The organism is Propioniciclava sp., from assembly GCF_047602245.1.
In the GTDB taxonomy this organism is placed as follows: Bacteria; Actinomycetota; Actinomycetes; order Propionibacteriales; family Propionibacteriaceae; genus Propioniciclava.
In genome coordinates this window covers 2,760,043-2,786,166 of record NZ_JASGHT010000001.1, presented here as the reverse complement: position 1 = coordinate 2,786,166, position 26,124 = coordinate 2,760,043, and the positions used below count along the sequence as shown (strand labels likewise).

The window sequence follows — 26,124 nt, the reverse complement described above, 5'->3', positions numbered from 1 at the left end:
CGCAACCAACGCGATACCGCCCAACAGCTCCTCGACCAAGGCGGCCACTGCTTGCTCACCGCGAAGGGCAATCAGCCGAGCGAGCCTCCGCATCTTCTCAGGTCGTACTCGAGTTGGTCACGGCAGGGGTCGGTGATCGCTACTCACCGTCGAGGAGTTCGCGCCAATGCTCACGCAGGTTGGTGCGGAGGTCGTCGTGGAAGAGGCGGTACACGGTGACATCGTCTTCGCGGTCGGTGACCAGGTATCCACCCATCCTTGTGGAGAGCAGCCACGCGATGTCTCCGTTGCCGTAATGGATCTCGTCGTCGTCAGCGACGGCGTTCGCGACAACCGGCCAAATCTGTCCCCACGGCAGGCCACGGCCATAGGAGAACGCCACGGCTCGCAGCAGATGGATGGCCCGTTCCCGATCATGCCGTTCCGGCAATGTGTGATGCAGATCCTCGCGAAACACGCCGAGGACACCGCGGTGAATGGCGTCCTGCCAAGACGTGTCATCGGGGTCAACGACACTGCGTGCGGCCAGTTGGTTCGCGGCGAGCTTTGCCACCAGGAACGACTTCCCAGCCCCCTCGGTAACACGACGAGCGACGGCATCGACCGCGTCGGGGCGGTCAGGGTAGGGAGAGTCCTCGGTGCCGAGCAAGATACTGGCCACGTACTCCTCCACATCGCCGGAGTCCCACCACGGAGCTTCGTCGACCTGGACCCGATCCTGGACAGGGTCAGCGCCCAGAGTCGCCTGGAGGAGTGCGACGACCTGGCGGTTATGCCCGTCGCGAGGTGTGTCGGCTGGCGTGGCGCCACCGGTGCAGCGGACGCCCACCAGCAGCCGAATCGGATGCATTCGTGAGCCAGCAAGCAGAGGCTGCAGCGCTCCGGTAACCACCTCAGCCGGGTTAGTTGCCTCATCGAGGGCATCAACGACGATGGTTACCGGGTCGGTACGGGCGGCGATCCATGCGTCCCAGGATGTCTTAGCCTCGGCGATCGTCGACGGTGTAGCCGCGGCCGGGATGGCGCCCACCGCCTGACAGACTTGGGTGAAAATCTCAAGTGCGTTCTTGCCTGTGGCGAGCACGGCAACATCAACGACACCCTCCGCCGGAAGCAGGTCAGGATCAACCGCAGCAACCTCAACGGCGTAGTCGTCGCGGAAGGCAGCATCCGACAAAGTGACCAAGCGAGACAACACCGCAGACTTCCCGCTACCGGCACCACCGGTGACCAGCAGCACACCGCTACCGTCCTGAGTGAAATCGATCAGTCGGCGCATGAGCGTGCGACGGCCACTGAACAGCCATCCCGGCTCGTCCGCTCCGGTCACCCCTCGCGCCCGAGGACCCCAATGAGTCGACAGATCCTCCTTGAGTAGCGCTAGGTCACGACGTGCAGGATTGCTCAGAGCAGCCGAGGAGGGCTTGTAATGGGGATTCGGGAGGCATGGGTGAGGCTCCGACTGGGCTGTCGGATACAGTGCTCCGGCGAACTGATCCTCCCCAATATGTTTCTCGATCCCCTGAACGAAATCACCAACAGTTAAGTAGGGACCCCGCCCGTACTGGGCGCCCTCAGGGGAGCGCAACTCTTTCAAGAACGCTGCAATAGCCCCCGACAGGACACCGACACCTGCCTCCTCGTCCTCGGTGGCGCTGGGAAGGATGATCCACGAGATGTCCTTCGGAAGACTCATATCCGACCCGATTCGCCCCGCATGACAAGTGTCAAGGATCAACATGAGATGTTTGATGTCGGTCTCGCGCAGAATTTCGACGAGATGGCTAGTCCCCAGCGCTGTCGTACTAGGTTTCACCTTGTTGGTCCCGTGGAACGCCAACCAATGCTTACCATGCACCCACCCATGCGTCGAGACGAACACTACGGCCGCTGCTGCTTCCGACCAGTCAGTTTCGCCAAGGCTCTGGATGACCTCGTCGAGCGGGGGATCATTCGAGAAGTGTGGATGGGTATTGGCGAAGGCCCGATCGCCCAGCGACGGGTCACACAACCAGTCACGCAGGGCAGCTACCTCGTCTTTGATCCCCTCGAGGATGCCGAAGTTGCTGCTGTCACTGAACGTGGATGTGGCGATCGCTACGAAGTCACGACGCTTCTGAACTGGATCTCGCTGGGCCATCAATCGACTCCCACCTCATCAGTATCGAAGATTAGGGTCGCATAGATGAGCCCCTTTGAGACCAGCAATAGGTCCACCGCTGATTCGCGGACACCACAGACCGCAACCGCAGTTACGGGATCATTGGTAGGAACCACGAGGAGTTGCCTCAGTGCAGTGAGATCCCAAATCCTCAATGTTCGATCCCTGCTGCCGGTAATCGCGATAACTCGGCCATCCGGCAAAACAGCACTAGCTACAGCCTCCACCGCGCGGGTGTGACCCGCTAGTGGGTTCCCGACGGGGATGCCTGTGGCGAGGTCCCAAACCTGAACAGTTCCGTTGTCGCTTCCAGTGATAGAAATGACCTTGCTATCAGGCAACATAGCGCTCGCAATCGCCAGCACCCGGCCTGCGTGGTCGGCGCGTGGATTGCCGACGAGGTTGCCAGTGCCGAGATCCCATACCCGGACAGTGCGGTCCTCGCCTCCGGTGACGGCGATGACCTGACCGTCGGGCAACACCGCGCTGGCCATCGCTCTTACTTTGCCTGCGTGGCCGTTGGGCATGTTGCCGATGGTATTCCCGGTGGTGAGGTCCCAAACCTCAACGACGCCATCATTGCTTCCGGTAACTACAACGACCCGACCGTCGGGCAACACCGCGCTGGCTATGCTATCGACGGCGCGACCGTAGCGAGTGAGTGAGCTGCTGGCGGGAATACCGCCAGTCAGGTCCCATACTCGGATCGTGCGATCGTAGCTTCCGGTGACGGCGATAACCCCACCGTCGGGTAAGACAACGCTTGTGATCGCCTGCACCCAGCCAACGTGGCCCGTGAGTGGGTCGCCGATGGGATCGCCGGTGGCGAGATCCCACACTTGAACAGCGCCGTCGTCGTCTCCCGTGATAGCGACGCCCCGGCCGTCGGGCAACACCGCACTGTCTACCGCTTGTACGCTGCCCGCGTGGTCGGCAAAAGGACTTCCGGTCAGGTTGCCAGGGGCAAGATCCCACACTCGAACGGTGCCGTCATCACTCCCAGTGATAGCGACAACTCGCCCGTCGGGCAACACCGCACTCGCCACTTTCTCTACCCAGTCGGTGTGGCCGATAAGCGGGCTGCTGATAGGCTGACCAGTCACGAGATCCCACACTTGCACCGTGTGGTCTTCGCTTCCGGTGATGGCAACGACTCGATCGTCGGGCAGCACAGCGCTGGTCACAGCCCGCACCTTGCCCGTTCGGCTAGTGAGTATTTTGCCAGCGAGGAGATCCCACACTCGAATGGTGCGATCAAGGCCGCTGGTGATAGCAATGACCTGGCCGTCAGGCTGAACTACTACAGAGACTTCCTCTACCCAGCTCATGTGACCGGTGAGCGGGCCTCTGATCGGCTTGCCGGTCGCGAGATCCCAGACCTGAACGGTGCAATCTTCACCTCCAGCAATTGCTACGACTCGCCCATCCGGAAGCATGGCGCTCGCCACAGCCCGTACTCGGCCAGTGTGACCGGTGAGCGGATCGCACGCGGGCTCTCCAGTCGAGAGATCCCAGACCTGCACACTGCAATTGTCGCGTCCAGCGATAGCGACGACTCGCCCATCAGGCAGTACGGCACTGACCAGATCCCGCACGAGGCCGGTGTGGCCCGTCAGTAGGTCATGGATGAGGTTGCCGGTGCTGAGGTCCCACACTCTCACGGTCTGGTCACCACTCGCGACGACCGCGACCACCCGGTCGTCGGGCAGTAGTGCGCTGGTCAGCGCCTCCACATAACTGACATCGTCAGCGATCGGGTCGCCAACAAGAGTTCCAGCAGCTAGATCCCACATCTGCACGGTGCCGTCATCGCCTCCGATGACCGCCACGACCCGGCCATCGGGCAACACGGCGCTCGCCAGTGCGTTGGCGTAGGTACGACACAAGACCTCTCCTTGAGCTTGAGTCCGCCTCGCCCAGTGGACCTGGACGGCGTCCGTAGGTAGAGGCTCCGCTCCAAGATTCTGAACGCCACCCCAATAGGCTAAAGCGGCCCTGTTCAACTCTGGATTGTCCCAGGTGTTGCGATGCGCGACCTGACGCCATACGGCTAAGAGCCTCCTGCCCTCCTTGCTTCCCGCCCACTGGCCAGGCGGGACGGCGCGGAGTCGCTCAGCGTCCACAAACGGCAAGAACTCGGCATTGATGAAACGCTCGTCCAGCACCCTGCCGGCTGCGGCGTGCTCAACCGAATGTCGACGTATATATGGCACAGGCGTGCGGCGCCCTACCGCACTGGGTGACGTGTAGTGAGCCAGTTGATCCGCGATTCGTGCCTCCACCTCGCGAATCTCGTCGGTCATCAGCCATCACCCAGCTTCGCTTCGGCGTCCGCTATAGCGACTTGCTGCTTCAGCCACTCCAACCGCGCAAAATCAGACGCCGTCGCCGCTAGCCCTGCCGCCAACAATCGTTGCTCGGCAATCGCTGCCTCGCGCCGCAAGCGCGCTAGCTCGTCTTCCTCGCCAGCAGCAACCAGCCCCGACAACGTCGTCCGGGTCCGCTGCGCCGACTCCAATGCAGCCACGGCAGTCGCACCCGCACCGGCAATGCTTCGGGCTGTCGCCGCACCGGTGGCTTCACCGCCGAGTTCCACCCCAGTCAACGCGCCCAGCGGCGACAACTCCACCGCGGTCTTCCGGCGTGCCAGCCACGACTTCCGCAACGGCAAATTCACCTCAATGCAGGCGGCATCCATGATCAGTTCACGCCGCTCACCGGTCATCCACAACTCGCCTTTGTCGTCCTGGTGCACGGTCGCTAGTCCCACCAACCTGGGGCGACGGACCCGCAGCGCCGCACCCGTGGACGGTTCGCCGGGATCCGCTGATGGTCCTGGCCATTCTTCTTCGTTCACACGGGCCAGGACATGCTTGGTGCGCTCGAAAAACTGTTGCACCTCGGCGCCATCGGGGGTCCAAGTCAGTGTCAGACCTCCGTTGTTGGCGACGGAAACCACCGGCAGTGCCGACACCTCCACTGTCACCGCTTCGACGTAGTCAGTCCGGTTCTGGTGCGAGTGCCGCCATGCGTCGAACAACGCCTTTGCCCGCGTGAGCTCCTCAGCCACGTCGGCCACCAGCCGAACTATCCGCCGGTAGTGCGTCCATGCCTCACTCCGGCCAGTCGCGTCGACAGCCAGGTACTGACGACGCGTTTCCGAAAGCCGCGACTGAACGGTGGCGTGCTCATCCTGCAGATCAGCCAACCGCTTCGCCTCGGCGGGATGCTCTGCAGCGTATCGCTGCTCTGCCGCGGAAACCGTCCGCGTCGCGCCAGTGTCGGCCGGGGCGCGGCTAACCCCCTTGGTCACGACTGGGGGAGGCGAAGGTGCCACAAGCGGCATTGGAAGCCGGAACATCACGGCCGCGGCCACGCTCGTCGCCAAACCCGCAGCCGAAGCAAGGACCGTGCCCACCTGTCCGGTCGACTCCACCGAGGCAGAAGCCAACCGGCCGTCGTCGGTCAGAGACAGCTTCAATCCATAGTCCCGCAGGATGCCGCTCTCCACAGCGATCGTGCGCGGCTGGCTCGTGTCGGCCACCGTTACCAGTTCCGCCGACCAAGCAGCGACCTCCGTGATGTTCCTCCCCGGTTCCAATTCGTCCGTGAGCTGAATCATCGCCGCAGATAGGCGCACCCGCGTGACCGGAAGAAAGAAGGTCAACTCCGTCCTCATCACGAACTCCTCCCCATTGCGCCCAAGGTGCAATGCCACCGACCACGGCGACCGCTCGACGCAACCGAGGCCATGCTCCCACAAGCTGCCCTAGCCGATCGAAAGTTGAGCCGTGAAGCCGGCTGCGGTGGGACTGCCCCGGGGAGAATCCTGAGCATCACGTGAACGAGGTGGATGCATGCTATGCCAGGCACCGCGAGTCCATTCCGCCGGTTGGCGCGTTGTAATCAGCTCAACCCGGTGTCAATCAGGATCACGGACGCGCCCGTCCGAACCCTTCGGCAAGAAGATCATCGACCCGGGTCGCGTTGTCGGTACGGCCGTTGGTTGCCGGGCCAGCACCGATCCAGGCAAAAGCATCATCGGAGGGGACCGGGCGGGGCTCGACCCTTCGACGCAACTCCGTCAGCACTTGGTCAATCTGCTCATCAGGCAGCGCATCAATGAGGTTGCGCAGTTCCTCACGGTTCACTGTCATGCCCCCACTGTAAGCGCCAATCCGGTCCCTCGAAACCACCGAAGCTCCCCACCTCGGATCGGTCGGTGCCGGAGAAGGGACTCGAACCCTCACACCTCTCGGTACTGGTACCTAAAACCAGCGTGTCTGCCAATTCCACCACTCCGGCCGGAGCCTGGTCAGTCTATCGGCTCAGGCGCTACGTGCTCGCCCAGCCGGGGCCGGACGGATCGCCGACTGGCCCGGCGGCGTCCGCCAAACTCAACGCGGGGTCGTCGAGGGTGAAGGTGCGCACCGGACCAGGCCCTGACAAGGCCGTTTCGAAGCGGACGGTGACGCGTCCGAGGCCGACGCCCCAGACCCAGCCGCGTCCGTGTTCGGTGTGCTCGACGTCGGCTCCCGGCGAGAACGAGGGCTCGCGCCGGCGCGGGACCGGCGCCTCCCGCTCCTCCACGACCACGCTGGCTTCGGCGTCCGGTTCGAACAACTCCTCTTGGGCGGCCTCGGCGAAACCGGCCACACCCACACCCAGCAGGCGGAAGCCGACATCGATGCCCAGTCCTGCCAGCAGCGAGCGCGCCACGCGGGCGACCACCTCGGCGCGGTCGGTGGCTCCGTTGAGCGTCTGTGAGCGCGACACGATCGTGAAGTCGGGACGTTTCACCTTCAACGTGATCGTCCGCGCGAACAGGCGGTGACGCACCAGCTTGTCGGCGACGATCCGGGCATCCCGGTCGATGATCGCGCCCAACTCGGCGACGTCGGCGATGTCGTGCTCGAAGGTGTCCTCGACCGAGATCGACTTCGCCTCACGCTCAGGCTCCACCGGGCGGTCGTCGCGCGCGAACGCGAGCGCGTACACCCACTCCCCCGACGCCTTGCCCAACTCGCGCAACAACTCGCCATGGCTGAGCGCGCGAATGTCGGCGACCGTCCGGACGCCGAGGCGCGTCAGCCGCTCCATCGTCGCCGGTCCCACTCCCGGGATCGCCCGCGCGGGCAGGTCGGCGATCGTGTCCAGTTCGGTGCCGGGCACGACGACGCGCAGCCCGTTCGGCTTGGCCATCTCGGTGGCCACTTTCGCCATGAACTTGCTCGTCCCCACGCCGATGGACGCCGTCAGCCCACCCGTCCGCTCGACCACCTTCGCCCGCACCTGAGCAGCCAACGCCGCCGCCAAGTCGGCGTCGCGGGCGGCCTCCGCCACCTCACCCGAACCCGCCGCCAGGTCGACGAACGCCTCATCGAGGCTCAGCGGCTCCACCAGCGGCGACAACTCGCGCAGAATGCCCATCACGATCGCCGAACTCGCCCGGTACGCCGAGAATCGTCCCGACAGGTAGGCCGCGTTCGGGCACAGCCAGGCGCGCCTCATGGGTCGGCATCGCCGAATGGACGCCGAACACCCGCGCCTCATACGACGCGGTCGACACCACCCCGCGCGAACCGATGCCGCCGACGATCACCGGCTTGCCGCGCAACGAGGGTTTGTCGCGCTGCTCGACCGCGGCGAAGAACGCATCCAGGTCGAGATGCAGAATGCTGGCGGTCGCCCTCACGCGTGCCCCACCACCGTCACGGCCGCCTACCGGCGCCGGTAGCCGACGAAGTCGAACTCGCCGCGCGGCTCGCGGCGATACTCCTGCCACACCTGGGGATCGACCTCGGGAAACACGACCGAGCCCTCGGCGTCCGCGTGCACCTCGGTGAGGTCGAGTTCATCGAGCGCGTCCCAGGCGGCCCGGTAGATCTGGCCTCCGCCGGCGACGTAGACGGTGTCGTCCAGTGAGCGAGCCAACTCCAGCGCGTCCTCGACCGAACCGACTACGTGCGCCCTCACGCGCGGGTCGTCCGGCAGTTCGACCGAATCGGGGTTGCGGGTGACGATGATCGTCGTCCGGCCGGGCAACCAGCGCCCGATCGCGTCGTGCGTCGCCCGGCCCATGACCATCGGATGGCCCAGCGTCACCTTCTTGTAGCGCGCCCAGTCCTCGGCGAACTCGAACGGCTGCTTCTCGCCGTCCCCCAGCACGCCGTTGCGCGCCACGATAGCGATGGCGATCACACTCATCGGTCCCCCTCGAACAAGGATTCACTACGGCGAACGCCCCTCGGCGACACCGGCGTGGACCACGGTCTCCACCGTGCTCCACGCTGAAGGTGATCGTACTCGGAGCGCCCGACAGTACAGACCAACCAGCCGACACGGCCGAACCGGCGATTGATTGAGCGAGCATGCGCAACTAAAGTTGCGCCCCGATGAGAGGTGCCACGTTCAGCAGAACTCTCCGGGGAGGCAACCATGACGAGTGATGCCGAGATCCTGGCCCGTATCGAGGCCGACGCCGACGAGATCAGGGGAGGCCCTTACTCCGCTGCTCCGCTGCGTGCACTTCGCGCCGCAGCGGCGAACCGGCGCGCCGCTGAAGAGGCCGTCGCTGCTGCGGTCGCAGCCGCCAAAGAGGCGGGAGCTTCGTGGGCGGCGATCGGTTCCGCGATCGGAGTCTCTCGGCAGGCGGCGGTCAAGCGCTACGGACACTAGAGGATCCTTGACGGACCGGCGCCTCCGGCGTCCGATGTGCGGCACAGAGGGGCACGGCGATGATCGGCGACTCCGCCTCAAAACGGCAGTCGCCCCGTAGTCTGCTGTCATGTCGTCGCCGTTTTTCAAAGACCCGCACGCTCAGGCGTTGGCGCAAGCGGGCATCGTCCATCAACCTGGCTGACCGGCTCAGATGCCGACTGACCGGACGCCGCGTGTGCGGTCTGGTGCTGCTTTTCATACCCGGCGGAGTATGTAATGCAGCACCGAAGTGCACACGGCGCCATGCACGGGCGATTGATTAAACGATGAGCCAAGGTGCCCCTGCTGGGGCGCCTGTTCGGGGCGGAGAATGGTTCATTCTCGGACGAGGAGCCACGAACGGTGCACCGCGATCATGGCTGTCGCCACTGGCGACCTCTTTGCGCCGGGCGACCCCACAGCGAACGGCGAGACGCGACTATCGGTCACCGGTGACGAAGCGGTCGATCTCGGTGTGCACCAGATCGGCGACGCCAGCGTCCGCGACCGGGAGGAAGTGACCCTCCATCTGCAGGGTGATGTTGCGCGCGCCCATCAGGGCGCTGCCTTCGGGGATCATCTCGTCCCAGGCGGCGCCGATCGAGGTGATCCGGGCGTTGACGACGCGCTCGGCCGCCAGCGCCAGCAGCACCGCGCCGCGCGGTGAGAACAGGCCCAGCGGCGTCCGCGCGAAGATCGGCCAGGCGAGCTTCGAGCCCGCGAACGGCGTGCACACCGTCACCATGCCGCGCACCCGGGCGACAACGTCCGGCAACAACATGGCCTGTTTGCCGACTAATCCGCCCTTGCTGTGCGCGACCAGCACCACACCGGTCAGGTCGTGCTCGTCCAACACGTACGCCACCACCTCGGCGGACGCGGCCAGGTCGTCGCCGTTGAACCGCAAGCCCGGTACCGGGAACACCGGATGCCCCCTCGCATGCAGCCGCTCGGCAAGAGGACGCAGATAGCGCCACGGTTCCCAGATTCCCGGCAGCATCACCACGGGCACCCCGTCGCCGGACGCCCACGCGTCCACGGGAGTCCGGTCAACGACCGATGCCGGCCAGCGGACGCCGACATGCGCCCAATCGCGCGCGACCAATCCGGCACGCGCTAACCAGCCCCTCACACCGCGATCGGGGCCTTGATGCCCGGGTGGGGGTCGTAGCCCTCGACGGTGATGTCGGACAACTCGAACGCATCGAGCGCGGTCACGGCGGGATTCAGCACCAGCTTCGGCAGCGGACGCGGTTCGCGGGTGAGTTGCAGGCGTGCCTGTTCGAGGTGGTTGGAGTACAGGTGGGCGTCGCCGAAGGTGTGCACGAAGTCGCCGACCTGAAGGCCGACCACCTGGGCGACCATGTGGGTGAGCAGCGCGTAGCTGGCGATGTTGAACGGCACGCCGAGGAACACGTCCGCCGAACGCTGGTACATCTGGCAGGACAGGCGTCCGTCGGCGACGTAGAACTGGAACATCATGTGGCACGGCGGCAGCGCCATCTCGTCGACCTGGGCCGGGTTCCAGGCCACGACGACGTGCCGGCGGCTGTCGGGATTCGTGTGCAGTTGTTCGATCACTTGGGCGAGCTGGTCGATATGCCCGCCGCCGGGGGCCGGCCACGAACGCCACTGCGCCCCGTACACCGGGCCGAGGTCGCCGTTCTCATCGGCCCATTCGTCCCAGATGCTGATGCCGTTGGCGTGCAGCCAGCGGACGTTGGTGTCGCCGCGCAGGAACCACAGCAGCTCACCGAAGATCGACCGGGTGTGCAGCCGCTTGGTGGTCAGCAGCGGGAACCCCTGCGACAGGTCGAAGCGCATCTGGTGCCCGAACACGCTCAGCGTGCCGGTGCCGGTGCGGTCGCTCTTGACCGCGCCCTCGTCGAGAATCCGGGTCAGCAGGTCCAGGTATTGCTTCACGCCCGCGCCTCCTGCTGCGGTGCCGGCGAGGAATCGGGCCCCGCTACCGACCCGGAACCTCCCGCGTCCTGCCGTTGGCCGGCGTTGAGTTCGGCGACCAGCGCCAGCATGGCGCGCACCGCCTTGCCACGATGGCTGATCGCGTCCTTGGCGTCCGGATCCAGCTCGCCGGTGGTCTGCTGGTACCCCTCGGGAATGAACGCCGGGTCGTAGCCGAACCCGTGGTCACCCCGCTTGTCGCGGCCGACGCGCCCCTCCATCGTCCCGCGCAGCACATGTTCGCTGCCATCAGGCAGCACCAGCGCCATCGCGCACACGAACCGGCCGGTGCGTTCGGCGTCCGGCACATCGTCGATCTGGCGCAGCAGCAGGTCGAGGTTGTCGGCATCGGACGCCCCGGGCCCGGCCCAGCGTGCCGAACGCACCCCGGGCATCCGGTTGAGCACGTCGACCTCGATGCCGGAATCATCAGCCAGCGCAGGCATTCCGGTGGCGGACGCCGCGGCGCGCGCCTTGATCAGCGCGTTGCCCTCGAAGGTGCGCTCGGTCTCGGCGGGTTCGGGATAGGACGCGACATCGCCGAGCCCGAGGACGGTGATATCCAGCCCGGCGGCGAGCGTGATGCGCTGCAGTTCGCGGAGCTTCTTGGCGTTGTGCGTGGCGAGCACGAGGGTGTCGATCACCCGCTCACCCTACCCCGGTCCACGCTCCACTCCGCGGCTCCGCCGAGCGCGGCTCAGGCGTACCGCGTCCGGAACTGCTCTTCGAGCTCTTCCAGGCTGTGGTGCTTGGTCTCGGGGACGACCTTCAGGTAGAACAGCAGCGCCACCACGTTGATCGCGCCGAAGATGGCATACGTCCAGGCCGGACCGAGCCGGGCGATCATCAACGGGAACGCGAACGTGACGATCGCGTTCATGATCCAGCCCGCGCCGACGGCGACGCCCTGGACCGAACCGCGGATCCGGGCCGGGAAGATCTCCGAGACCAGCACCCAGTTCACCGTGCCGGACTGCTTCACGAACACGAACACGCCGACCAGGATGAGCACCAGCCAGGGCAGGAATGCGGGCACCGTCGAGGCGATCGCCCCCGATTCGTCCAGGTGCGGCGCGATGCCGAACCCGAACACCAGCGCCAGCGAGAACAGCGCGATCACGATGCCCGTCTCCTGGTAGATGCCCACCTGGCGGCGGGCGAGGCGTCCGACCAGGTAGATGCCGACCGCGGCGCCGATCGTCGAGGCGAGGCCGGTGAACACGTTGAGCGTGATCGCGGACGCCGACGAGAAGCCGGCCGCGGTGAGGATCTTCGGCAGGTAGTACATGGCGGTGTTGATGCCGGTGAGCTGATCGAAGAAGCCCAAGCAGCAGCCGATCACGATCAGCCGGCGCGACCAGCGCACCGACAACGCCTTGCTCAACGACCAGGTCGTCTGGTTCGCCTCCAGGCGCCGCAATTCGACCATGTGGTTGATCTCGTAGGCGACGTTGTCGCGTTCGGGATCGCGGATGCGCTTGAGCGAACCGATCGCCTCCTCGTAGCGCTGCCGGGCGGCATACCAGCGGCTCGACTCGGGCATCATCCGCATGCCCATCCACAGCGCGATCGCCGGCAGCGTGCCGATCACCAGCATCGCCCGCCAGGCATCGCCGTTACCGGCGGCCACCACGAGGTCGTCGATCGTGCGCGCGACATCCCACGGCACCCAGGTTCCGGGCGCGAAGTGCCCGGTCGGGTCGTGCTCGACCTGCACTTGCGGTCCGCCCCGGGACGCCGACACGGCCGCGTTCGCCGAATAGGCCATCAGCTGGCCGAAGACGATCATGAACTGATCGAGCGCCACCAAAGGCCCCCGGATGCGCTGCGGCGCGCTCTCGGACAGGTACATGGGCACAATCGAGGACGCCCCGCCCACCGCGAAGCCGAGAATGAACCGGAACGCGTACAACCAGCCGATGTGCGGGGAATAGGTGCAGCCGAGGGTGCCGATGACGAAGACGACGGCGAGCAGCATGATGTTGTGCCGGCGTCCGTACCGGTCGGCGAGGCGTCCGCCGACGACCGCGCCGGTGGCCGCGCCGAGGGCGAGCAGCCCGCCGACGAGTCCCTCCTCGACGTCGGTGAGCCCCAGCCCGCCCCCCGCACCGGGCATGTACATGAACGGCAGCGCGCCGGCGATCACCCCGGTGTCGTAGCCGAACAGCAGCGCGCCAAACGTCGCGGTGGCGGCGAGCAGGCCGATCGGACGCCGCTTGCCCGACGGTGGTGTTGCGGCGACGAGCGCCTCGATCTCGGCACGCGTCGGCTCGGTGACGCCCTCGACGGGGCGGGAATCGTCCGCATCGTCGCGGAGGGGATCATTCGCCATCGGTGAGCACCTGCCTGCCCGGGTCGTTGCGCCGGGTCAGACCCCGAGCGCGTCTTTCTGCAGTTGGGTGAGTTCGGCGCATCCGGCCTGGCCGAGGTCGACCAACGCATCGAGCACGGCGCGGTCGAACGGCTCGCCCTCGGCGGTACCCTGCACCTCGATCAGTTTGCCCGACCCGGTGCACACCACGTTCATGTCGACCTCGGCGGCCGAATCCTCCTCATAAGGCAGGTCGAGGACGACCTGGCCGTCGACGACGCCGACCGAGATGGCGGCCACCGAGTCCTTCAGCGGCTCGCCGGCCAGTGCGCCGCGGTCGCGGAGGTAGGACACGGCATCCGCGAGGGCGACGTAGGCGCCGGTGATGGACGCCGTGCGCGTGCCGCCGTCGGCCTGCAGCACGTCGCAGTCGATCACGATGGTGTTCTCGCCGAGGGCGGAGTAGTCGATGACGGCGCGCAACGCGCGGCCGATCAGGCGGGAGATCTCGTGGGTGCGGCCGCCGATCTTACCCCGGCGGGATTCGCGGTCCGAACGCGTGTGCGTCGAGCGCGGCAGCATCTCGTATTCGGCGGTGACCCAGCCCAGGCCGCTGCCCTTGCGCCAGCGCGGCACGCCTTCGGTGACGGACGCCGCGACGAGCACGCGCGTCTTCCCGAACTCCACCAGGACCGATCCTTCGGCATGGTCCAGCCAGTTGCGGGTGATCCGCACCTCGCGAAGTTGGTCAGCGTTCCGTCCGTCAGCGCGTCGTTGAGTCACCGCGTCAGTGTAGGGCCTCCGGTCAAGGCGGCCGGCCGTGGTTCAGCGCCCCACGAGCCCCGATTCGGACGTGTCGTCAGGATGAACCCTCAAGGCGATGATTCCCGGGCTGCTTCCAAGAAGCAGGGACACCACTAAGCGCCCATGGTGACGGGCCACGCATGTGGTCTGCCGTCTCTCCGTTGGCCCGGAGCGCTGACGGCTCCGGGCCAACGTGGCGTGCTTGCCCCACGCGGCACCGCGTGCGTGACCTCTCCCATGAATCCTGCGCAAGACTTCCTCCCCAAGAATCGCGCGCAAGCGTCATCCTTCAATGCGCTGCCCGTGAGCGGCACCTCCCCCGAGGCCGCCTACCTAGGAAGACACGGCGATCACGGATCGATGACGCGAACTCCGAAAAGTTTTTCCGGAGATTTTTCCAGGCCCGCGCCGTCGGGTCAGACGGTCACTCGGGTGCCGCCATCGGCGTGACCTCGATGGTGCGGGTGACGCCATCACGGACCACCGTGAGCGTCATCACCTCACCCACGCGTCCTTGACGCACCAGGGACACCAACGAATTCGCCGACGTGACGGGGCGGCCGTCCAGCGCGGTGATCACATCATCGGCGCGCATGCCAGCAGCCTGGGCCGGCGAGGCGTTGTTCACGCCGGTGACACGAGCCCCGGCCGGCTGGTTGCTGTCGGTCACCGTGATGCCGAGCAGCGGACGCCCCACCGGCGGTGCCGGAGTCGGCGTGGGCGTCGGCGACGGGGCCGGGGTGGGCGTCGGCGACGGAGCCGGAGTCGGGCTCGGTGCCGGAGTCGGCGTGGGAATCGGAGTCGGCGTCGGCGTGGGACTCGGAATCGGCGGCGGGGTCGGCGTCGGCGTGGAACTGGGCGTCGGCGTCGGCGTCGGCGACACGGTGGGCGTCGGAGTCGGAAGCACCGGCGTCGGGCTCGGCGAGGGCTCCACGGTCGGCACCACCGACGGCGGAACACTGGGCACGACCGACGGCAGCACGCTGGGCAGCACCGACGGCGGCACGCTGGGCTCCGGCGAGGTCGGGTTGACCGGGACCGGCGCTGCAGACTCGGACGGCGCGATGCGCGCCCCGATCGGCCGAGCCGGGCGCGGTTGGAGTCCAGGAACGATCACGGCCGGAGCCCAGGGCTGCGGCGAAGCCGAGACCGACGGAGCCGGTGCGGGTGCCGGCGCACTCGCGGACGCGCTCGCCGCGGGAACCGGCACGACCGCCGGCGGCGGCGCCACCGTGGCGGGCGACAGCGAGTTGGCCGCGATCACGGCGATCGCCGCCACGGCCACGACTCCCGCTCCTGCACCGGCGACGGTCCGGGCCGAGGTGCGCACCGCGGCACCACCGGCCTTCACCCCCGCCGACGCGCTCTCGCCGCCGATCATCGCGCCCGCGGCACCAGCCGCGTCACCACCGGCGGGAACGAACGCAGCGCCGCCCGCGGCTCCTGCCGCGGTTCCACCGGCAGCACCCGACGCAACGGATCCACCGGAGCCTGCCCCACCGGCCGCACCCGCAGCGGATCCACCCGCGGCACCGGCGCCAGCCGAGCCGCTCGCGACGGCGGTCCCGCCCACGGCCGTTCCGCCGGCAGCACCCGAGGCCGTCCCGCCCGCGCCGCCTGCGGCGGACACCGGGTCGATCCCCGCCGCATGCGTCGCGGCCGCAGCCGTCGTGCCGTCCAGCATGAGCATGGCGGCGAGCGAACCCGCGGAGCCGATGCCGATGAGGCCGGCGATACGCAGCGATACGGCGAGATGGGCGATGCGATGCGTGGCGCGTTCACAGGAGTCACACTCGTCGAGGTGACGGCGAACCCGCTGTTCCTGGGCGGTGCTGAGCGAATGGCGCACGAAGCCGCTGATGTGATCGAGCACCCATTCGCACTCCGGGTCCTCGCTCCGGGAGTCCACGTGCGCCTGCAGCCAGGCGCGTCCGAGCGCGGCACGCGCGCGCTTGGTCAGCGCAGCGGTGCTGTTGGGCGTCAGGTGCAGGCGCTGGGCGACATCGGACGTGCCGTGCCCCTCGACGTCGATCATCCACAGCACGGACCGCCAGCGCTCCGGCAGCGTGTCGAACGCCTGGGAGACCACCTCGTGCTCGGCCATGGCGGCGCTGAAGCCGTCATCGCTGACCGTCGCCGTGCGGCGCATCCAGTGCTCGAGGTGATCGTCCTCGGAGACCTCCTCGCGCTTGCGGGTGGCCTGGTTCGTGGCGATATTGCGCATCGTCGTGCGCAGGTACGGCCCGAACGCCTGATCCGGTCCGCCACCGCCTCGCAGCGCCGACCACGTCCGGGCGAAAGCCTCCGAAGCCAGGTCGTCAGGATCGATGACGCTGGTGATATGCGCCGCGAAGCGCAACGCCCCGGCATGATGCGCCCGGAACAGCAGGTCGAAGGCCTCTTGATCGCCCTCTCGGCAGCGGTCGAGCAGCTCCGTCTCATCCGGTTGGTCGATGACGTCGGGCGTTTCGTCGTCGTACGTGGCCATGCGTGATTTCCCCCAGCGAGCAGACGATCAGAACAGCAGCGGGTCGACGGCCGCTGCGATGAAGACCAAGGACAGGTAACTGTTGGACCAGTGGAACAAGCGCATCGGCGCCAACGCCGCGTCGCGCATGCCTGCGTTCGCGCGCTGCAGCAGCGCGAGCGACTCCCACAACAGCCAGGCGCCCGCGATACCGGCGACCACCGGATACAGCCAGCCGGTGCCCGCCACCGGCCAGAGCGCGAGGCTCGTGACGACGGTGAGCACCGAATAGGCGAGGATGCGGCGCGTGACGTAGGGCGCTTCCTTGACGACCGGCAGCATCGGGACGTCGACCTGCGCGTAGTCCTCGCGGTAACGCAGGGCGAGCGCCCAGGTGTGCGGAGGCGTCCAGAAGAAGACGATCAGGAACAGGATGAGCGGCGGCCAGGCCACCGACCCGGTCACGGCCGTCCACCCGATCAGCGGCGGAAAGCAGCCCGCGACGCCGCCCCACACGATGTTCTGCGCCGTACGGCGCTTGAGCCACAGCGTGTAAATGAAAACGTAATACAGGATTGCGACCACCGACAGCGCCGCCGCCAGCCAGTTCGCGCCGAATCCGAGCATGAGCGTCGACACGATGCCCAGCACGACTCCGAACACGTAGGCCGCCGGGCGGCCCACCTGCTCGCGCACCATCGGACGCCGCCGCGTCCGGCGCATCTGCTCGTCGATGTCGGCATCCAGGATCGAGTTGAACACGTTCGCGGACGCCGCCGACAGCGTGCCGCCCACGAACGTGACGAACGCCAGGATCGGATCGGGGAAACCCCCCGCGGCAAGGAACATCGCCGGGATCGTGGTCACCAGGAGCAACTCGATGATGCGCGGCTTGGTCAGCCCCACGTAGGCTTTCACGGCACCCCACGGGCCGGAGACAGGGGTGGCCGGAGCCTCCGTCCTGACTGAGCGCATCATCGAACCTCCGGCATCCGAGAGTGCAGCCGCGCGCCGATTCAGCGCAGGCCTTCCGCCCATAGTAGTCCACGTCACCGACAACACCCGCCTGGGACTCGTGGGGCGAGGGCCCTCCCCCGGCCTTGATCGGTGCGGCACGCACGAACAGCACGAACCGGGATATCCGTCAAGGCGCCGTACACCACGTGACCACTGTCTCGATGTCGTGGGAGGCGACCTAGGATCGCGCCGTGACCGATGCCCCGTATGTGAACCCGCTGCGCGACGAGACCGATCGCCGGTTGCCGCGCGTCGCCGGGCCGTGCGCCCTGGTGCTGTTCGGAGTGACCGGCGATCTCGCGCGCAAGAAGCTGCTGCCCGCGATCTACGATCTCGCCAACCGCGGTCTGCTGCCCCCCAGCTTCGGGCTGGTCGGCTACGGACGCCGCGACTGGGACGATGAGCAGTTCGCCGACTACGTCTTGGAGTCGGTGCGCGAGCGGGCCCGGACGCCGTTCCGGGCCGAGGTGTGGCGCCAGCTCGCCGAGGGCATCCGCTTCGTGACGGGGGCCTTCGATTCCGACGAGGGATTCACCCGCCTGGCCGACACCCTCAAAGAACTGGACAATGACCAGGGAACCGAGGGCAACCACGCTTTCTACCTGTCGATCCCGCCGGCTGGGTTCGACCAGGTCATCGAGCAGCTCAACCGCCACCAGCTGGTCGACAAACAGCGGCGCAAGCCCTGGAGCCGCGTGGTGATCGAGAAGCCGTTCGGCCACGATCTGGCCAGCGCCCGCGCGCTGGAGGAGAAGGTGTCCAGCGTCTTCAGTTCCGATTCGGTGTTCCGGATCGACCACTATCTGGGCAAGGAGACGGTCCAGAACATGATGGCGCTGCGGTTCGCCAACCAGCTGTTCGAGCCGGTGTGGAACCGCAACTACGTCAGCCACGTGCAGATCACCATGGCCGAGGACATCGGCATCGAGGGACGCGCCGGCTACTACGACGGCATCGGGCAGGCCCGCGACGTCATCCAGAACCACCTGCTGCAGCTCCTGGCGCTGGTCGCCATGGAGGAACCGGCCTCGTTCGAGGCCGGCAACCTGCGCGCGGAGAAGGAGAAGGTGCTCGCGGCCGCTCGCGCCCCCCGCAACCTCAAGTCGCACACCGCGCGCGGCCAGTACACGGCCGGCTGGGCTTCCGGCGAGAAGGTCAAGGGATATCTGGAGGAGGACGGGATCGACCCGTCCACCCACACCGAGACCTACGCCGCGTTCCGGGTCGACATCGACAACCGCCGCTGGGCCGGCGTCCCGTTCTACCTGCGGGCCGCCAAGCGGATGCCGCGCCGGGTCACCGAGATCGCGCTGATGCTGCGCCCGGCGCCGCACCTGCCGTTCAACCTGAACGACACCGAGCAGCTGGGCACCAACGCGCTCGTGATGCGCATCCAGCCCGACGAGGGCATCACGCTGCGCTTCGGCGCGAAGGTGCCGGCGACACCGATGGAGATCCGTGACGTCAGCATGGACTTCAACTACGGCACCAGCTTCGCCGAGTCCAGCCCCGAGGCGTACGAGCGGCTCATCCTCGATGTGCTGCTCGGCGACCCGCCGTTGTTCCCGCAGCACACCGAGGTGGAGTTGTCGTGGAAGATCCTCGATCCGATCCTCGAGTACTGGGCCCGCAAGAAGAACCCGCCCGAGGGCTATCCGGCCGGCACCTGGGGCCCGCCGTCGGGCCACACGATGCTCGAGCTGGACGGCTTCACCTGGCGGCGTCCGTAACCACCGGCGGCAAGGAAAAACATGATCACCACACTCAAGGGCACCACCGCCCGCGACATCCAGAACGCCATCACGCATGCCCGCCAGAGCGTGGGCGTGGCCTCCGGCCTGGTCTTCACGCTGATCGTCGTGGCGCCGGCGTCCGACTACGACGAGGTATTCGATGCCTGCGTCGAGGCCGGCCGCGAGCACCCCTCCCGCATCATCGTGGTCACCGACGGCTCGGCGCGCGCCACCCGGCTGGACGCCGAACTGCACGTCGGCGACGAGGTCCCGGGCGAGATCGTCGCGCTGCGCTTCCATGGCGAGTTGCGCGAGCACAAGGACTCCACCCTGCTACCCCTGCTGCTGTCGGATTCGCCGGTGATCGCCTGGTGGCCGCGCGAGGCGCCCGAGCCGGTCGCGTCCGACCCGATCGGCGCCTTGGCCGGGCGCCGGGTGACCGACGCGATGGGCTGCGCCGATCCGCTCCGCCGGCTGCTGTCGCGCGCGCAAGGCCTCGCCCCCGGCGACACCGACCTGACCTGGACGCGGCTGACGCCGTGGCGGGCGATGCTGGCCTCGGCCCTCGACATCCACCAGCTGCCGGTCACCGCCGCGTCGGTGCATGCCGCCAAGGACAACGCCGCCGGCCTGCTGCTTGCCTCCTGGCTGGGCTCGCGGCTCGGCCTGGACGCCGAGTTCGTCGCCAACGCCGGCCCCGGCATCACCCAGGTGACGCTCACCACGCAGGAGGGCGACATCACCCTGAGCCGCACCGACGGACGGATGGCCACCCTGTCCGCCCCGGGCGCTCCCACGCGCGCCGTCGCGTTGCGCCGCCGCGAGATGAGCGCCTTGATCACCGAAGAACTTCGCCGCCTCGACAGCGATCAGGTCTTCATGACTACGATGAATCATCTGACCGCTTCACAGGTGCCCCAGGGGGACGCCGCGAAGGAGTGATATGGACACCGTCGCGCGCTACGCCACCAGCTCCGACCTGGCCCTCGGCGTCGCCGAGCGGCTCATGCGCCGGCTGGAGGAACTGCAGATCGCCTCGGACGGCCCCGTCCATCTCTGCCTGACCGGCGGCAACATCGCCAACCGGATCTACGAGTCGTTCACCGAGATGATCGCGGGCTCCGGGCTGGACCCGGACCGGATCGTGCTGTGGTGGGGCGACGAGCGGTTCGTGCCCACCGAGGATCCCGACCGGCACGCGGGGCGCACCTTGTCGATCCTGGCGCGCACTTTTGCACTGGCGCCCGGGCAGACCCACCCGATGCCGGCCGCCGACGGCGTGGCCGACAACGACGCCGCGGCAGCCACCTACGCCAAAGAACTCGGCGACACGGCCTTCGACATCTGCCTGATGGGCATCGGCAAGGACGGTCACACGGCGTCGCTGTTCCCGAACCATCCCTCGTTCGACATCGCCACCACGCACACCGTGATCGGCGTCAGCGACTCCCCCAAGCCGCCCGCGGAGCGGATCAGCCTCACCGTGCCGGCCTTCAACCGCAGCCGGGAGGTCTGGTACCTGGTCAGCGGCGCCAACAAGGCGAATGCGGTCGCTCGAGCGCATTCGGGCGACCCGTCGATCCCCAGCGGTGTGATCCGGGGCGCAGAGCGGACGCTGTGGCTGCTCGACCGCGAGGCCGCGGCGAAATTCCCCTACCACGAGTGCAGCTTCTGACCTCGCCCTTGGCCGGGTCCGGCGGCTTCGGTCAGGCCTGAGCGTCCAGGGCACCACGCACCAAGCGCATGGCGTCGGTAGCCGGAAGGCCCAGCTGCCGGATCAGCGCCACGTAGTCGCGTGCCGCCGCGGCGGCCGCCTTCTCGGTCGACTCGGTCGTGCCGGTCACGAACGATCCGGCCCGGCCGCGGGTCTCGATCACCCCGGACGCCTCCAACTCGCGATAGGCCCGCGCCACGGTGTTCGGTGCCAGCCCGAGTTCGGCGGCCAGATGCCGCACCGGCGGCAGCCTGTGGTTGGCCGGGAACTCACCCGAAGTGCGGGCGTCGGTGATCTGCTGTTTGAGTTGCTCGTACGGCGGCGTCGCCAGCGATGGATCAACGATCAGCATCCGCCACCTCCAGCGGCGCCCACAACCGGCGCCGCATCCGGTGCACGCTGCTCAGTTCCAGCGCCAGGAAGACGACAAAGGCCAGTCCGCACAGGGCCAGCCTGACCGCCAGGTCGGCGAAACCGGCGACCGAGAACACGACGTAGCTGGCCATGATGCCGATCGCGAGTAGGCCCACCACGTCCTCGCGGCGGACGGCGTCCGCCCAGGCCAGTTCGATGCCGGACGCCGCGGCCTGCGGCTGGCTGGCCAGCCAGGATGCCATCACCGTGCCTCCGATCGCCACGATGACGACCACCGCCACCACCCACGGCCACCAGGGGGCGCCGTCGGCCAGCAGCACCGTGGCCACGACGGCCACGATCTGGGTGAGGATCACCGCCAGCACCGCCCAGACCGGCACGAAGTCGGCCAGCGTCACCCGCCGGCCACGCGACACCCTGACGCCGGTTCCTGCGGTCCACGCATCCCGGGCGCCGAGCACCGCCGACGCCACCGACCGTCCCAGCAGCCCGGCGATGAACAGGGTGACCAGGGTGGTGTTGATGTTGATCCGGATCAGGACGATGGCCACCACGGCGACCGCCAACGCCACCGCGCTGACCCGGACCGCCGCCCGCTCACGAACGGCCACCCTGGCCTGGAACTCCTCGGGTGCATCGGAGTCGGGGAAGGCCTGGCCCTTGAGGATGCCGTGGCGCAGGAACCGTTCGCTGCGCATATAGTCCGGCAGCAGGGCGCGGTTGTTCATCATCAGGAAGACGAACACCGCCTGCATCGACGTGAACAACCATGCTTCCCAGCTCATGATGCACCGCCCTTCGTACCTACCTTTGTATCAAATGTAGCAGTACAAAGAGCGGCGATCCACCCTCAGCGACGGGCGATCAGGAGATCAGTAGATGACCTCGCCCGCGGCACGGCGGGCCCGCAGGCCGGCGAGCGCCTCGGCCAGGATCGCCTCGGCCTCCTCGTCGGAGCGGCGCTCCTTCACGTACGCGAGGTGCGTCTTGTACGGGGTGATCTTCGGCGGGGGCGGCGGGTTCTCCGAATCGAGATTGGCCGGCAGACCACAACGCATGCAATCCCACACTTCGGGGACCACTGCTTCGGCCGCGAAGGCCGGACGGGTCTCGTGCCCGTTGCTGCAGAAGAACGAGACGTACAGCCGCGGCGCGGAGTCCCCCCGCTCGGCCTCACCCATCGGACCTGCGCCGACGCGGCTGCCTCGGATCGCGCTACCACCAGCCACTGAATGAACTCCTCAGATCAAGAAACGAAGAAGGTGTGAGAGGTGCCGCGCTCAGCCGACCGTGGGTGCCCAGCGATACAACGCGAGCAGGGTCAGGATGCAGACGATCCACAACAGGCCGACGATGATCGTGAGCCGGTCCAAGTTGCGCTCGGCGACCGACGAACCGCCCATCGAACTCGACATGCCGCCGCCGAACAGGTCGGACATGCCGCCGCCCCGGTTCTTGTGCAACAGCACGAACATCGACAGGGCCAGCGACAAGATCACCAGCAGGATCGACACGGTCATGATCGGCCATGTCATCAGGGGCGCAACAATCACCGGGTTAGTCTAACCCACCACAACGCAGGCACCACCACGAGGTGTCCCACGCCGCCTGAGCCCCCCCTTCCCCGGGTAGAACAAGACCGCACGACAAGACCGGGGCCGGCACAAGGCCGACCCCGGTCGAGGTTCGAATCCCCCGAGGGGGAATCAGCTCAGCGCTGGTAGAACAGCACGATCTTGGCGAACTCCTCGGGATCGAGGCTCGCGCCACCGACCAGAGCGCCGTCGACGTCCGGCTTCGCCATCAGCTCGACGACGTTGCCCGACTTGACCGAGCCGCCGTACTGGATGCGCACCGCGTCCGCGGCCTCGGCGCCGACCAGTTCGGCCACGCGGGCGCGAATCGCACCGCAGACCTCCTGGGCGTCCTCGGGGGTGGCGACCTCGCCGGTGCCGATGGCCCACACGGGCTCATAGGCGATCACCAGCGAGCCGACCTGCTCGGCGGACAGATCCGCGAGCACCTTGTCGACCTGCGCGAGCACGAACGGAACCTGCTCGCCCGCCTTGCGGACGTCCAGCTTCTCGCCGACGCAGATGATCGGGATCATGCCTGCGGCCAAGACGACCTTCGCCTTCTCGTTGATGATCTCGTCGGTCTCGCCGTGGTAGTCGCGGCGCTCGGAGTGACCCACGACCACGTAGGCGCAGTTCAGCTTCGCGAGCATGTCGGCGGAGATCTCACCGGTGTAGGCGCCCGAGGCGTGCACCGAGATGTCCTGCGCACCGTAGCTGAGCGGGAGCTTGTCGCCCTCGACCAGGGTCTGCACCGTGCGCAGATCGGTGAACGGCACCATCACGGAGGCCTCGGACTGGGCCGGGTCGTGCTTGGCGTCCTTCAGGCTCCACGCCAGCTTCTGGACCACGCCAGCAGCCTCGACGTGGTTGAGGTTCATCTTCCAGTTACCCGCCATCAGCGGGACACGGTTCGCCACGATTCAGTTCCCTTCGAGAACATCCAGACCCGGGAGCGTCTTGCCCTCCAGGTACTCCAGTGAAGCGCCGCCGCCGGTCGAGATGTGCCCGAAGGCGTCATCGGCGAAGCCGAGCGTACGGACGGCCGCGGCGGAATCGCCGCCGCCCACGACGGTGAAAGCGCCGGTGTCGGCCAGCGCCTGCGCGACAGCCTTGGTACCGTCGGCGAAATCGGCGACCTCGAACACACCCATCGGGCCGTTCCAGAACACCGTCTTGGCGCCCAGGATCGCCTCCGCGTAGGCGGCAGCGGTCGCCGGACCGACATCGAGACCCATCTGGTCGGCCGGAATGGCGTCCGCCGCCACCACGGTCTTCTCGAAGGGGCCGTCACCGGACGGGAAGGCCGGGGACACGACGGCATCGGTCGGGATGAGCAGCTGCTTGCCCGCGGCGGTCGCCTGCTCCATGTACTCCTTGACGACGTCGATCTTCGTGTCGTCGACCAGCGAGGTGCCGATCTCGAGGCCGTTGGCCTTGAGGAAGGTGTAGCCCATGCCGCCGCCGATGATCAGCGTGTCGGCGACCTTGAGCAGGTTGTCGATGACCGACAGCTTGTCGGCCACCTTCGCGCCGCCGAGGACGACGACGTAGGGGCGCTCGGGGGTCTCGGTCAGCTTCTTCAGGACGTCGACCTCCTTCGCCACGAGATGACCGGCCGCGTTCGGCAGCAGCTTGGCCACGTCGTAGACGGACGCCTGCTTGCGGTGCACCACGCCGAAGCCGTCGGAGACGAAGACGTCACCGAAGGCGGCGTACTTGGCCGCGAGGGCCTCGCGCTCGGCGTCCACCTTGGACTCCTCGGCGGGCTCGTAGCGGACGTTCTCAAGCAGGAGGATCTCGCCGTCGGCCAGCCCTGCCACAGCTTCGGTGGCGGCGGGGCCCACCACGTCGCCGGCCAGGGTGACCTTGGCGTCGATCAGCTCACCCAGCCGCTTGGCGGCCGGAGCGAGCGAGTACTTCGGGTTCACCTCGCCCTTCGGGCGACCCAGGTGAGCCATCACCACAACCTTGGCACCGGCCTCCGTGAGCTGCTTGAGCGTGGGCAATGCAGCGCGGATGCGCCCGTCGTCGGTGATCGTCTCGCCATCGAGCGGGACGTTGAAATCGCAGCGGATGAGGACACGCTTGCCCTGCAGATCCCCCAGATCGTTGATGGACTTCACCTGGTTTCGCCTTTCAGGATTCGGATGGTTGGGTGAGGATCAGAGCTTGGACGCGACCAGCGAGGTCAGGTCGACCAGGCGGTTGGAGTAGCCCCACTCGTTGTCGTACCAGGACAGGACCTTCACCAGGTTGCCGATGACCTTGGTCTCGGCGGCATCGAAGATGCTGGAGGCCGGGTCGCCCACGATGTCGGCGGACACGATCGGGTCGGCCTGGTACACCAGGACGCCCTTCAGCGGGCCCTCGGCGGCGGCCTTGACCGCAGCCTGCACGGCCTCGACGGTGACCTCCTTCTCGGCGATGAAGGTCAGGTCGGTCAGCGAGCCGGTCGGGGTGGGAACGCGCACGGCGAGGCCGTCGAACTTGCCCTTGAGCTCGGGGAGGACCAGGGACACGGCCTGAGCCGCACCGGTCTTGGTGGGGATCATGCTGAGGGCCGCGGCGCGGGCGCGACGCAGGTCGCTGTGCGGCGCGTCCAGCAGGCGCTGGTCACCGGTGTAGGAGTGGATGGTGGTCATGATGCCGCGGACGATGCCGAACTCGTCGTTGAGCACCTTGGCCAGCGGCGCGAGGCAGTTGGTGGTGCAGGACGCGTTCGAGATGATGTGGTGCGCGGCCGGGTCGTAGTCGCCGTCGTTGACGCCGATGACGAAGGTCGCGTCGATGTTCTTCGCCGGAGCGGAGATGATGACCTTCTTGGCGCCGCCCTGGATGTGGGCGCCGGCGGACGGGCCGTCGGTGAAGAAGCCGGTGGACTCGATCACGATCTCGACGCCGAGCTCGCCCCAGGGCAGGTCGGCCGGGTTGCGCTGAGCGAGCACCTTGATGTGCTTGCCGTCGACGGTGATGCCGTCGTCGTCATGGGTGACCTCGCCGGAGAAGCGGCCGAGGATCGAGTCGTACTTGAGCAGGTGCGCGAGCGTCTTGGTGTCGGTGAGGTCGTTGACCGCCACCACCTCAAGGTCAGCGCCCTGCTGCAGCAAGGCGCGGAAGAAGTTGCGACCGATACGGCCGAAGCCGTTGATGCCAACCTTGACAGTCATTGAACAGGGTCTCCTTCGTGGGGTCGTCTCGCCCGACGCCGGGCGAGAACTGGACGCCACCCACACTAGCGAAAAAGCCAACGTTACGAAGGTGTTATGACCCGGCTCTGGGACGGATGAACCGCACTCCTAGCCGG

At 67.3% G+C, this 26,124-nt stretch carries 23 protein-coding genes, 1 tRNA gene and 1 pseudogene; 4 read left to right on the top strand and 21 right to left on the bottom strand.

Going from position 1 to position 26,124, the window contains the following annotated elements:
- Nucleotides 1–139: 139 nt before the first annotated feature.
- From QM708_RS13175 to QM708_RS13145, 7 genes and pseudogenes are all read right to left on the bottom strand, one after another.
- Entirely contained in the window at nt 140–2,140 is a 2,001-nt protein-coding gene (locus QM708_RS13175; protein ID WP_415109319.1) for a hypothetical protein, read from the bottom strand.
- Complete coding sequence (locus tag QM708_RS13170) at nt 2,140–4,464, bottom strand: WD40 repeat domain-containing protein (RefSeq protein WP_415109316.1); 2,325 nt, start codon at nt 4,462–4,464, stop codon at nt 2,140–2,142. Before QM708_RS13170 ends, QM708_RS13175 begins: the two co-directional genes overlap by 1 nt.
- Nucleotides 4,464–5,840: a hypothetical protein gene (locus QM708_RS13165; RefSeq protein WP_415109313.1), complete on the bottom strand. Its 1,377-nt coding sequence runs from the start codon at nt 5,838–5,840 to the stop codon at nt 4,464–4,466. Before QM708_RS13165 ends, QM708_RS13170 begins: the two co-directional genes overlap by 1 nt.
- A 253-nt stretch (nt 5,841–6,093) precedes the next feature.
- A complete protein-coding gene (locus QM708_RS13160; protein ID WP_415109310.1) occupies nt 6,094–6,318 on the bottom strand; it encodes a hypothetical protein in 225 nt (74 codons plus the stop codon).
- 66 nt (nt 6,319–6,384) lie between these two features.
- Nucleotides 6,385–6,466 (bottom strand) — tRNA-Leu (locus tag QM708_RS13155).
- A gap of 30 nt (nt 6,467–6,496) precedes the next feature.
- Nucleotides 6,497–7,856 (bottom strand): annotated as a pseudogene (locus QM708_RS13150) (DNA polymerase IV).
- 26 nt (nt 7,857–7,882) lie between these two features.
- Nucleotides 7,883–8,368 carry a dihydrofolate reductase gene (locus QM708_RS13145; protein WP_415109308.1) on the bottom strand — a complete coding sequence of 162 codons (486 nt, stop codon included), beginning with the start codon at nt 8,366–8,368 and terminating at the stop codon, nt 7,883–7,885.
- A 231-nt stretch (nt 8,369–8,599) separates the two neighbouring features.
- Between QM708_RS13145 and QM708_RS13140 the strand changes: the two genes are divergently transcribed.
- Nucleotides 8,600–8,839, top strand: a complete 240-nt coding sequence (locus QM708_RS13140; RefSeq protein ID WP_415109305.1) for a hypothetical protein — start codon at nt 8,600–8,602, stop codon at nt 8,837–8,839.
- A gap of 460 nt (nt 8,840–9,299) precedes the next feature.
- Here QM708_RS13140 and QM708_RS13135 read toward each other — a convergent pair whose 3' ends face one another.
- The 7 genes from QM708_RS13135 to QM708_RS13105 all read right to left on the bottom strand — a co-directional run bounded on the left by QM708_RS13135 (nt 9,300) and on the right by QM708_RS13105 (nt 17,382).
- Nucleotides 9,300–9,965, bottom strand: a complete 666-nt coding sequence (locus QM708_RS13135) for an esterase/lipase family protein (RefSeq protein WP_415109302.1) — start codon at nt 9,963–9,965, stop codon at nt 9,300–9,302.
- Nucleotides 9,966–9,988: 23 nt separating this feature from the next.
- Complete coding sequence (locus QM708_RS13130) at nt 9,989–10,783, bottom strand: thymidylate synthase (protein WP_415109299.1); 795 nt, start codon at nt 10,781–10,783, stop codon at nt 9,989–9,991.
- Nucleotides 10,780–11,463: an RdgB/HAM1 family non-canonical purine NTP pyrophosphatase gene (gene rdgB / locus QM708_RS13125; RefSeq protein WP_415111430.1), complete on the bottom strand. Its 684-nt coding sequence runs from the start codon at nt 11,461–11,463 to the stop codon at nt 10,780–10,782. Before rdgB ends, QM708_RS13130 begins: the two co-directional genes overlap by 4 nt.
- Nucleotides 11,464–11,519: 56 nt before the next feature.
- Entirely contained in the window at nt 11,520–13,154 is a 1,635-nt protein-coding gene (locus QM708_RS13120; RefSeq protein ID WP_415109296.1) for an MFS transporter, read from the bottom strand.
- A 36-nt stretch (nt 13,155–13,190) separates the two neighbouring features.
- Complete coding sequence (gene rph, locus QM708_RS13115) at nt 13,191–13,916, bottom strand: ribonuclease PH (protein ID WP_415109293.1); 726 nt, start codon at nt 13,914–13,916, stop codon at nt 13,191–13,193.
- 445 nt (nt 13,917–14,361) lie between these two features.
- Complete coding sequence (locus tag QM708_RS13110; protein ID WP_415109290.1) at nt 14,362–16,425, bottom strand: sigma-70 family RNA polymerase sigma factor; 2,064 nt, start codon at nt 16,423–16,425, stop codon at nt 14,362–14,364.
- Nucleotides 16,426–16,452: 27 nt separating this feature from the next.
- Nucleotides 16,453–17,382: a heme o synthase gene (locus QM708_RS13105; protein ID WP_415109287.1), complete on the bottom strand. Its 930-nt coding sequence runs from the start codon at nt 17,380–17,382 to the stop codon at nt 16,453–16,455.
- A 308-nt stretch (nt 17,383–17,690) separates the two neighbouring features.
- Here QM708_RS13105 and zwf point away from each other — a divergent pair, with 308 nt between their 5' ends.
- Genes zwf through pgl form a run of 3 tightly spaced genes read left to right on the top strand, consistent with a single transcriptional unit; the run spans nt 17,691 to nt 20,829 of the window.
- Nucleotides 17,691–19,151 (top strand): glucose-6-phosphate dehydrogenase, encoded by a 1,461-nt coding sequence (gene zwf, locus QM708_RS13100; RefSeq protein WP_415111428.1) that lies wholly within the window; start codon nt 17,691–17,693, stop codon nt 19,149–19,151.
- Nucleotides 19,152–19,172: 21 nt separating this feature from the next.
- Complete coding sequence (locus QM708_RS13095; RefSeq protein ID WP_415109284.1) at nt 19,173–20,096, top strand: glucose-6-phosphate dehydrogenase assembly protein OpcA; 924 nt, start codon at nt 19,173–19,175, stop codon at nt 20,094–20,096.
- A 1-nt stretch (nt 20,097) separates the two neighbouring features.
- The gene (gene pgl, locus QM708_RS13090; RefSeq protein WP_415109281.1) at nt 20,098–20,829 is read left to right on the top strand and encodes a 6-phosphogluconolactonase; all 732 of its coding nucleotides are present in this window, start codon (nt 20,098–20,100) and stop codon (nt 20,827–20,829) included.
- Nucleotides 20,830–20,860: 31 nt separating this feature from the next.
- Here pgl and QM708_RS13085 read toward each other — a convergent pair whose 3' ends face one another.
- The 7 genes from QM708_RS13085 to gap all read right to left on the bottom strand — a co-directional run bounded on the left by QM708_RS13085 (nt 20,861) and on the right by gap (nt 25,987).
- Nucleotides 20,861–21,220 (bottom strand): GntR family transcriptional regulator, encoded by a 360-nt coding sequence (locus QM708_RS13085; protein ID WP_415109278.1) that lies wholly within the window; start codon nt 21,218–21,220, stop codon nt 20,861–20,863.
- Entirely contained in the window at nt 21,207–22,028 is an 822-nt protein-coding gene (locus QM708_RS13080; protein WP_415109276.1) for a hypothetical protein, read from the bottom strand. Before QM708_RS13080 ends, QM708_RS13085 begins: the two co-directional genes overlap by 14 nt.
- 87 nt (nt 22,029–22,115) lie before the next feature.
- Complete coding sequence (locus tag QM708_RS13075) at nt 22,116–22,472, bottom strand: RNA polymerase-binding protein RbpA (protein ID WP_415109273.1); 357 nt, start codon at nt 22,470–22,472, stop codon at nt 22,116–22,118.
- Between the two features lie 51 nt (nt 22,473–22,523).
- On the bottom strand, nt 22,524–22,778 hold the full coding sequence (gene secG, locus QM708_RS13070) for a preprotein translocase subunit SecG (RefSeq protein ID WP_415111425.1): 255 nt from the start codon (nt 22,776–22,778) through the stop codon (nt 22,524–22,526).
- Nucleotides 22,779–22,954: 176 nt separating this feature from the next.
- Complete coding sequence (gene tpiA / locus QM708_RS13065) at nt 22,955–23,716, bottom strand: triose-phosphate isomerase (RefSeq protein WP_415111422.1); 762 nt, start codon at nt 23,714–23,716, stop codon at nt 22,955–22,957.
- 24 nt (nt 23,717–23,740) lie between these two features.
- Nucleotides 23,741–24,943 (bottom strand): phosphoglycerate kinase, encoded by a 1,203-nt coding sequence (locus QM708_RS13060; protein ID WP_415109270.1) that lies wholly within the window; start codon nt 24,941–24,943, stop codon nt 23,741–23,743.
- 39 nt (nt 24,944–24,982) lie between these two features.
- Nucleotides 24,983–25,987, bottom strand: a complete 1,005-nt coding sequence (gap, locus tag QM708_RS13055) for a type I glyceraldehyde-3-phosphate dehydrogenase (protein WP_415109267.1) — start codon at nt 25,985–25,987, stop codon at nt 24,983–24,985.
- Between the last annotated feature and the right edge of the window lie 137 nt (nt 25,988–26,124).